A 9,006-nucleotide genomic window follows, 5' to 3' on the forward strand; every position below is an offset into this window, starting at 1 on the left:
GCGCACGCGCCGCCCTCGGGTTCGATCTACGCCGACCATGCGGCACTCGTCGCGCTCGGTGTCGCGGTCGGCGCGAGCGTGCAACTCGGCGGCCGCGACCTCGTCGTCGCCGGCGAGATCGCCAAGGCACCCGACAGCGGAAACCTGTTCCGCATCGCGCCGCGCGTGATCATGAACCTCGGCGACGCCGAGGCGGGCGGCCTGCTCGGCGCGGGCAGCCGCGCCGGACACCGCCTGCTCGTCGCCGGCGATGCCGATGCGGTCACCGCGTTCGCGGCGTGGGCGAAGCCGATGCTGCCCGCGGGCGCGCGCATCACGACCGTGGAGGACGCGCAGCAGAACCTGCGCAACGCGTTCGAACGCGGCGAGAGTTTCCTGCGCCTCGCCGCGCTGCTCGCCGCGCTGCTGTCCGGCGTCGCGATCGCGCTCGGCGCGCAGCGCTTCGCGCGCCGCAAGACCGAGGAAGTCGCGCTGCTGCGCTGCCTCGGCGCGCGCCGCGGCGAGATTCTCGCCGCGCTGCTGCTCGAACTCGCGCTGCTCGCACTGCCCGCCTGCCTCGTCGGGCTCGCGCTCGGCCTCGGCCTGCAGCAACTCGTGCTCGGGCTCGCCGGCAACCTCCTGCCCGGCGCGCCGCCGAAACTGCCGTGGGGCCCGCCGTTCGCGGCGCTCATCGTCGGCGCGGCCGTGCTGTTCGGCTTCGCGCTGCCGCCGCTGCTGCGCCTGCGCGACGTCGAGCCGCTGCGCGTGTTCCGCCACGACCTCGCGGTCCGCGTGCGCCGCTTCGATGCGCTCTACCTGTTGCCCGTCGCGGTCGGCGCGCTGCTCGTGCTGTACGGCGCCGGCAACGTGCGCCTCGCGACCACGCTCGCGATCGGCTTCGCCGCGGTCGCGCTCGCGACGTTCGTGCTCGGGCTCGCCCTGCTCTGGTTCGTGCGGCGCGTCTCGGCACGCCTGCGCGGCGCGCTGCGCTTCGGCCTCGCCAATCTCGCACGCCGGCGCGCGCTGACCCTGCTGCAGACCGGCGCGCTCGCGCTGAGCCTCACCGCGCTCGCGGTGCTCGGCGTGATCGGCCCCTCCCTGCTCGAGCGTTGGCGCGCCGACCTGCCCGCCGATACGCCGAACTGGTTCGCGATCAACCTGCAACCGGACCAGCAGGACGCGCTGCGCCAGCGCCTCGATGCGCTCGGCGCGACGAACGTGAACCTGCTGCCGCTCGCGGCGGGCAAGCTCGTCGCGATCAACGGCCGGCCGCCGCAGCCGGCCGAGAAGGGCGACCGGCGCGCCGCCGATTTCATCGAAGGCGAGGTGCGCGCGAGCTGGAGCGAGCGGCTGCCGGAAGCGAACACGCTCGTGCAGGGGCGCTGGTTCGATGCCGCGACGCCGCGCCCGTCGATCTCGGTCGAGCAGGTCTGGGTCGACCTGTTCGGCATCCGGCTCGGCGACGCGCTGACCTTGCGCTTCGGCGACCGCGAACTCGTCGCCACGGTGACGAGCCTCAGGAAGGTCGAGTGGGATTCGTTCCGCGCGAACTTCTTCCTCATGCTCGATCCCGCGAGCGGCGCGCAGCTGCCGCACAGCATGGTCGCGAGCTTCCATCTCGGCGGCGACGGCGCGGCCCCGCTCGCGGCGCTCTCGCGCGAGTTCCCGAACCTGTCGCTGGTCGACCTCAATGCGGTGCTCGATCGCATCCGCGACATCATCGGCCGCGTCACCGGCGCGGCGAGCTGGGTGCTCGGCTTCAGCCTGCTCGCGGGCGTGCTCGTGCTGCTCGCCGCGCTCGCTGCGACCGCCGACGAACGCCGCTTCGAGGCCGCGCTGCTGCGCACGCTCGGCGCGAACGGGCGCCAGCTCGCGACCGCGGTGCTGGCCGAGTTCGGCGCGCTCGGCGTGCTCGCGGGCAGCGTCGCGGTGGTCGCCGCGGCCGCGCTCGGCAGCGCGCTCGCGGGCGGCGTGTTCAAGCTCGACAGCTATGCGCCGCCGTTGCTGCCGCTCGCGGTGCTCGTCGCGGGCGCCGCCGCGCTCGTCGCAGTCGCCGGCTGGGCGGGCACGCGCCGCATTGCGCGCGCATCGCCGATGGGCGTGCTGCGTCGCGCCTGAATGGCAGGCGACGCGCCGCACGGGGCCGAGTGGCACCGAGCGCGTGGACGTAGTAGCTTTTTGCGCAAGCCCCGCCGGAGCCCCGAGCGGGCGGAAACGCCATGACGCGACCCGCGCCCTTGCCGCCCGATGAAGTGCGACGCCTCGCGCGGTTGCGCGCGCTCGATGCGCTCGACACCGAGGCCGAGCCGCTCTTCGACGCGCTCGCACAGGCGGCCGCGCTCGTCGTCGGCGCGCCGATCGCGCTCGTTTCGCTCGTCGACGAACGGCGCCAGTGGTTCAAGGCCAACGTCGGCCTCGAAGGCACGGGCGAGACGCCGCGCGACGTCGCCTTCTGCGCGCACGCGATCCTCGGCGACGAGCTGTTCGTCGTGCCGGACGCGCACGCCGATCCGCGCTTCGCCGACAACCCGCTGGTTACCGCCGATCCCAATATCCGTTTTTACGCCGGCGCACCGATCCGCATGAGCGACGGCCTGCGCATGGGTGCGCTGTGCGTGATGGACCGCACGCCGCGCGAGCTCGACGCGAATCAGGCGGCGATCCTGCAGCAGCTCGCGCGCGCGGTATCCGAAGCGCTGGAACAGCGCGCCGCCGAACTCGAGCTCAATGATGCGATCCAACGCGAGGCCCTCGCCGAGCGCCGCCGCGACGAGGAGCGCCTGCGCCTCGCCAGCGTGCTCGAGGCGACGCGCGCAGGCGCGTGGGAGTGGAACCTGCAGACCGGCGACGTGCACTTCAACGCGCAGTACGCGGAGATCCTCGGCCGTACCCTCGAAGAGCTGGCAGCGTCGCGCTCGCTCACCTTGCGCGACCTCGGCCCGGACGGCCGCTGCGTGCGGCCCGAACTCATGCACGAGGACGACTGGCCCGGCGTGGTGCGGAACCTGCGCCAGTACCTGCGCCACGAGCGCGACGCGTTCGACTGCGACGCGCGCATGCAGCACAAGGACGGCCACTGGGTGTGGGTGCACACGAGCGGCCGGATCACGCACTGGACCGCCGACGGCGAGCCGCTGCTCATGTACGGCACGCTGCTCGACATTTCCGGGCGCAAGGCCGTCGAACAGAAGCTGCACGAGAGCGAGGCCTTCCTCGACCGCGCCGGACGCATCGCCGGTGTCGGCGGATGGCAACTCGACCTGCGCAACAACGAACTCGTCTGGTCGGACCAGACCTGCATCATCCACGACCTGCCCGTCGGCTACGTACCGACCCTCGACGAAGCGCTCGCGTTCTTCGATGCGGACCGCCGTGCGGAGATCGAGGACTCCGTGCGCCGCGCCGCCGCCGACGGCAAGGGCTGGGACCTCGAACTGCCGATGACGACGGCACGGAAGCGCCGCATCCAGGTGCGCATGGTCGGCACGGTCGAGTTCGAGGACGGCGAGCCGGTGCGCCTCATCGGCGCGCTGCAGGACGTGACCGTGCGCAATCGCGCGGTGCAGGCGCTGCAGGTCAGCGAGCGGCGTTTCCGTCGCCTGTTCGAGGAAAGCCTCGGTCTCATCTGCACGCACGACCTCCACGGCGTGCTGCTCGCGGTCAACCCTGCCGCCGCCGACGCGCTCGGCTACCCGATCGCCGAACTGCTCGGGCGGCGCCTGTCCGAATTCATGCCGGCCGAGATGCAACCGTTCTTCGACGCCTACCTTGCCGAGGTCGCGCGCAACGGCAGCGCGACCGGCCTGCTCCGCCTCGTCGCGAAGGACGGCACGCATCGCACCTGGCAGTATCACAACACGCTCGACGAGGAAGGCGACGAACCGCAGGTGCTCGGGCACGCGCTCGACATCACCGAACGCGAGCGCCACGAGCGCCAGCTGCGCGACTGGAGCATCCGCGACGCGCTGACCGGCTGCTTCAACCGGCGTTATCTCGCCGAGGTCGCCGACACCATCGCGCGCGACGAACCGTGGGGCTGCGTCGCGATCGACCTCGATCGCTTCAAGCAGGTCAACGACACCTACGGCCACCAGCGCGGCGACGAAGTGCTCGTCGCGATGGCCGCGTTCCTCAAGCGCCACGTGCGCAAGCAGGACATCGTCGTGCGCGCGGGCGGCGACGAGTTCCTGTTGCTGCTGCCGCGCGCCGACGAGGCGCAGACACAGGAGATCGTCAAGCGCATCGAGGCCGATCGCGCGCAGGCGCCGATCGGCTTCACGCTCGGCCAGGCGGTGCGCCGCGACGATGCGACGCTCGACGAAGCGCTCGCACGCGCCGACCGCGAGCTCTACGCGATCCGCGCGAAACGGCCTGCGGTCGCGCGCTGAGGCCGCTGCGTCGTTGCTGCCTTGTGTGGGAGCGGCGGAAGCCGCGATGCTCTTGCGGCTCCCGCGAACACGTTACTCTGCCCCCGTTCGTCGCTCGCACGTATCGGCGCGCCGCCACCGGAGGCGCCGATGAAGCGGCTGCGCGCGCGTGCCGCGTCGTGTTCGCTCTCCGCCGGCGCCGTCACGCTGACGACGTCGATCGGCGCATCGGACCGGCGCCAGCGCATCGACGCTGCGAGCGACGCGGCGTGAGCTCGCGCAGCGACGTGGTGCGCAGGGAATCCGTGCGCCGGGCGGAGCGTGCTCCGGGCGGACGTGACGCCGCGACCACGACCATGACGCCCGCTGCGCAGCCCGTGCGGATGCGGTCAGCCGCCGCCGAAAGGACATCCACCTCGCTCGAGCGCGGCCTGGCGTCCTTTCCAGCCACCCGTGCGATGCGCAACCGAGACCTCGTAGATGCCGCGACGCGCTGCGAGGATGGGGTCGTCCGAGAGCTCGATGCCGTCCGTCACGCGCGTCGGGTCGTGCATCATGACCGGGTCGCCGATCTCCTCGGTCGTCGTCGGGCGCGTGATCGCGAGCCGCCCGATGGTCACGCGCGGACGATCGTCGGGCCACGGGGCATTCGGGTCGTCCGTCGGATCGCCTTCCGCCGCCAGCTGCAGCACCAGGTTGAACGCGACGGGCCCCTTGCGCAGGCGCTCCTCGAGTTCCTCGAACAGGTACGACGGCGACTGCGCGCGCAGCGCTTCGATGGATTGGCTCGCGACGCCTGCTTCGGGTTCCCAGTGATAGCGTGCGTACACCACGTCCCCGGCGGCATTCACGAAGCGGAACGCGTGCAAGGCATGGAACGCGGTGCGCGCGAAGCTCACCGCGGCCGGAAGCTGTTCCCTCTGCGCGACCGCGCGCGCGACCCACGGACGCGAGGACACGAACTGCCCCAGCTTCGCCATGTCCGGCTGGCCGGTCGCAGGATCCGGCAGCGCGGCCTGCAGGAAGGCGAGCGTTTCCTCCGGCGTGCGGGTGAAGAACAGCGGGATCGGCAGCGCGATGAGGTCCGTGACCGTACCGTCGGGCAGGTAGAACCGCGTGGCCATCGAGACCGAGTCGGCCGGCCCGAACGGGTTCCCCGACGGACTGTTGGAATGGCGCACCGTCACCGGTACCGCGTGTCCCTGGAAATGCGCCGCGCGGCTGATCTGCCGGGCCTCCGGCGTCGCCGTGAAGGTCCCCGCGTAATACCGGCCTTGCGCATGGACGCCGCGATAGCCGGGATGAAACCCCTGGAAGTTCTGGTGGATGAGGTCCACGAGCTGCGTCGCGAGGCGATACTGATGACTGTTCATGTCGATCGTCCGGTAGTGGATGGGATCAGCTCGCCGCGTCCAGCAAGCCGTCGAGCGCCTTCTTGATCTTCAGTGCCTTCCACACGTCGCGCACGGACGCATCGGTGTAGGCGCCGTAGAAGGCCATCGCCGACACCTGGTGCCTGGCGATGAAGTCCTTGATGCCGGGGCTGCGCACGCCGGGGTAGTCGGCGACCTCTCCGAACAACAGGTCGATCTCATCCGGGATGATCGTGGCGAAGTCGTCGATGTAGGTCTCCCAGTCGCCGTCGAACGTCGAGGCGAAGATGCAGCGGGTGTCGTTGTCGAAGATCACAAAGCGCAGGTCGTGCACGGTGCCGATGCGGTCGGTGTTCTTCGCACGCTCGTCGGTGAAACCGCCGAAGCGCGCGCGCATCCGATCGGCACCGCCCGGCTTGAGCGGCATGATCACGGTGAACTCGTTCCATACGCCCTTGCGCGTACCGGGCCGTGCGATCGTTTCGTGCTGCGTGGTCATTTGCGTACTCCTCGATGGATGGGCCGACGGGATCGGCCCGATGGATGGTTGCGTTGGGTTGTTCTCGCGTGCTGCCTGGCCGTCGTCCCTGCGGCGCGCCGTCAGGGATCACCTGCCTGCATCCCGGCCAGCCACCGCAAGCCGCCGATGCCGGGCAGGAATACGTGTTCGCCGCCTCGCGTCGCGGTGAAATCGGGCAAGCCTGCAAGGCGACGGCGAATCGGCTTGTCGGGATAGGCGAAGTCGTCGGCGCGGTCGCGCCGGCCGAGGATCGGGTCCGTGCGCCGTCCTTCCGACACGAAGTCGCCGTCGTTCACCCACTGCGACTGCACGAACTCGAACTGCCGTCCCGGGTTGGCGTTGATGAGCGCGAGGACGATGCCGCGATCGTGTCCGTCATCCTCGACCGCATCCTCGGGGAGCATCGGTCCGTACGCCGCGCCGCGTCTGAGCAGCCGGTGCAGGCGCGCTTCCGCCATCGTGTCCTGGAGTCCGTCGCGCGGATTCACGCGCCGGATGTGACAGCCGACCGGCGTCTTGCGACCGATCCTGTCGTCCTCGAAATAGGCGAAATCGTTGTTTCGCTGCGCATCGGCGACGAGCGCGGGGTTGTCGGCATCGGGCGACAGCGCGAGCGGACATCCGCTGCGCCAGCGCCCCATCATCTTCGCCGCGACCTTCTCCTGGCCTGCACTGTCCGCTGCACTCATGCGCAGGAAATTCCGGAACGCGGCGACGTCCTGGTGGATCTTGCGGATCGCGATGTAGGTGCCGTTGCGCCAGAACGCTTCGGGGCCGGGGCCGGTCGCGAGCTGGCCCAGTTCGTTCTCGTAGCCGAGCAGGAACTCGCCGGCTTTCGTCAGCGCCTGGCCCGGCAGCGGCTCGCCGCCCTGGCCCTCGATGAACGGACGGCTGATGCCGTCGGCGAAGCCGAAGTGCTCGCGCAGCGTGGGCGGCACCCCGACGTCGAGGCGTGCCGCGAGCTCGACGCCGGCGAGTCCCTCGAGTGCGCGGCGACCCATCGCGAGCTTCTCGTCCCTGCCCTCGTGCGTGCTCGCCATCACCATGAGGCCGACATGGAATCCGTTGTTGCCGTGGGGGAAATCCCAAGCCTCCGGAGCGCTCCTGCCGACGTCGCCGAGGAACGCGCTGCGCGCGGCCATGCCCTGGCGGAATTCGATCGGAAAGCCATCGAGGATCTCCTCGCGCACGCCGAGCCGGCGCAGGCCTTCCCACGTGAACGCGATGTTGATCCACGCGTTCTCCCGCGGCCGTGCCCAGTCGGCCGCGCTCGTGATATGCGGAATGAGTCGCTCCAGCATCGTTCGCGCCGACCCGGCATCGTTGATGCGGAACGCCACGTACGAACCGAAGTACGGCATCGGCCGGTTGTTCAAGACGGTGCCCTGGATGTCCTGGAGCTCGAGTGTCATGGTCTTCAAACCTCGGTACGTGGCAGCGTTCGGCGGTAAGCCTTCGTGACGGCGTGATGACGGGCATCGTGCCGGCGGCGCGTGTGCGCGGCCGATCCGGAACCGGTTGTGGCGGGTCCATCGGCTTGGCGCTATCTTCGCGGCGGTCCTCGGAGCGAGCCACGTTCGCGCCGGACAGGTTGAACATCGTTTCGGACAACTTCGTCCGCACGGCGACCGTCGCCGCTTGCGAGCCCGTCACGCCACGAGCCGATCGATCCATGCCCGTCGAAGCCCCCGCGGTCGCAACGCGCCTGAGCCCGGACAGCCATGCGATCTCCCTCGCGGCGGCGAAGTCGAGGGAGAAGGTCTACGCACCCCTGAAGATCCTGACCGTCGTGCAGGTCCTCTCCGAGTGCGGTATCTCGCCCGAGGCCGCGCTGGCCGGTACGGGCCTGCGCATCGACGAGGTGCGCGACCCGGGCGTGCGGACGTCGGTGCAGCAACTGCTCGCGGTCGGACGCAACGCCGTGCGCCTGTGCCCGCTGCCCGAGCTCGGCTTGAATGTGGGCCGGCGACTGCACGTCACGAGCTACGGGTTGTATGGCTATGCGTTGCTGTGCGCCGAGACGATGCGCCAGGGTTTCGACCTCTCGATGCGGTACCACGGGCTGGCGACGCCGGTGATGCCGGTCGCGTTCTCGGAAAGCGACGCGGAAGGCATCCTGCACCTGCCGACCCATGGCGACGTCGGGCATCTCGGCCTCAGCCCGCCGGAGTACGGCTTCTTCCTCGACATGCAGTTCGCCCTGCACGCGACGCTCGGCAAGGATGTGATGGGCGCGTGGTGCGTTCCTGCGAAGGCGTACTACGCGCTGCCGAGGCCCGCGCACGCCGAGCAGATCGAGCGCGCGCTCGAGTGTGCGGTGGTGTTCGGCCATGCGTGCAACGAGCTCCGCTACCCGCGCGAGTGGCTCGATCGTGCGCCGCACATGGCCAATCCGATCACCGCGGCGCAGATGTCGCAGAGCTGCGAGCGGCTGCTGCAGGAGAGCGCGTGGCAATCCGGCCTCACGCGCCGCGTCTACGAAGCGATCACGCAGGTTCCCGGCCGGTTCCCCGGCATCGAGCAGGTGGCTTCGTCGCTGTGCATGACGTCACGCACGCTCAGCCGCAAGCTCGCGGCCGAGGGCACGACGTACAGCGACCTGCTCGCGCGCCTGCGTCACGCGCTCGCGCTCGACTATCTGCGCACGACGCGTCTTTCGATGGACGACATCGCCGAAGCACTCGGCTTCAGCGACGCGAACAGCTTCCGGCAGGCGTTCCGGCGCTGGTCGGGCAAGTCGCCGACGGAGTACCGCCCGTAGCGCATC

Annotated in this window: 7 protein-coding genes; 4 read left to right on the forward strand and 3 right to left on the reverse strand. The window is 70.4% G+C overall.

The features are described from left to right. The 3 genes from VI238_RS10030 to VI238_RS10040 all read left to right on the forward strand — a co-directional run. Positions 1 to 2,097 (forward strand): ABC transporter permease (locus VI238_RS10030; RefSeq protein WP_331650924.1); only part of this gene is annotated, 2,097 nt, incomplete at its 5' end. A 101-nt stretch (positions 2,098 to 2,198) separates the two neighbouring features. After that, on the forward strand, positions 2,199 to 4,367 hold the full coding sequence (locus tag VI238_RS10035; protein ID WP_331650926.1) for a PAS domain S-box protein: 2,169 nt from the start codon (positions 2,199 to 2,201) through the stop codon (positions 4,365 to 4,367). 129 nt (positions 4,368 to 4,496) lie between these two features. Next, the gene (locus tag VI238_RS10040; protein WP_331650928.1) at positions 4,497 to 4,619 is read left to right on the forward strand and encodes a hypothetical protein; all 123 of its coding nucleotides are present in this window, start codon (positions 4,497 to 4,499) and stop codon (positions 4,617 to 4,619) included. 116 nt (positions 4,620 to 4,735) lie between these two features. Here the strand turns inward: VI238_RS10040 and VI238_RS10045 are convergent, their stop codons facing one another. The 3 genes from VI238_RS10045 to VI238_RS10055 all read right to left on the reverse strand — a co-directional run bounded on the left by VI238_RS10045 (position 4,736) and on the right by VI238_RS10055 (position 7,651). Then, a complete protein-coding gene (locus tag VI238_RS10045; RefSeq protein WP_331650930.1) occupies positions 4,736 to 5,719 on the reverse strand; it encodes a catalase family peroxidase in 984 nt (327 codons plus the stop codon). Positions 5,720 to 5,744: 25 nt separating this feature from the next. Further along, positions 5,745 to 6,218, reverse strand: coding sequence for a hypothetical protein (locus VI238_RS10050; RefSeq protein WP_331650931.1), 474 nt, complete (start codon positions 6,216 to 6,218; stop codon positions 5,745 to 5,747). Positions 6,219 to 6,319: 101 nt separating this feature from the next. After that, on the reverse strand, positions 6,320 to 7,651 hold the full coding sequence (locus VI238_RS10055; protein WP_331650933.1) for a hypothetical protein: 1,332 nt from the start codon (positions 7,649 to 7,651) through the stop codon (positions 6,320 to 6,322). Between the two features lie 260 nt (positions 7,652 to 7,911). Here VI238_RS10055 and VI238_RS10060 point away from each other — a divergent pair, with 260 nt between their 5' ends. Next, entirely contained in the window at positions 7,912 to 9,000 is a 1,089-nt protein-coding gene (locus VI238_RS10060) for an AraC family transcriptional regulator (protein WP_331650935.1), read from the forward strand. Positions 9,001 to 9,006: the final 6 nt, after the last annotated feature.

Origin of the sequence: Dokdonella sp. (assembly GCF_036518555.1) — a bacterium.
Classification (GTDB): domain Bacteria; phylum Pseudomonadota; class Gammaproteobacteria; order Xanthomonadales; family Rhodanobacteraceae; genus Dokdonella_A.

Coding starts and splice junctions, on each gene's coding strand:
- VI238_RS10035 (WP_331650926.1), top strand. CDS start 2,199: ATGACGCGACCCGCGCCCTTGCCGCCCGATGAAGTGCGACGCCTCGCG.
- VI238_RS10040 (WP_331650928.1), top strand. CDS start 4,497: ATGAAGCGGCTGCGCGCGCGTGCCGCGTCGTGTTCGCTCTCCGCCGGC.
- VI238_RS10045 (WP_331650930.1), bottom strand. CDS start 5,719: ATGAACAGTCATCAGTATCGCCTCGCGACGCAGCTCGTGGACCTCATC.
- VI238_RS10050 (WP_331650931.1), bottom strand. CDS start 6,218: ATGACCACGCAGCACGAAACGATCGCACGGCCCGGTACGCGCAAGGGC.
- VI238_RS10055 (WP_331650933.1), bottom strand. CDS start 7,651: ATGACACTCGAGCTCCAGGACATCCAGGGCACCGTCTTGAACAACCGG.
- VI238_RS10060 (WP_331650935.1), top strand. CDS start 7,912: ATGCCCGTCGAAGCCCCCGCGGTCGCAACGCGCCTGAGCCCGGACAGC.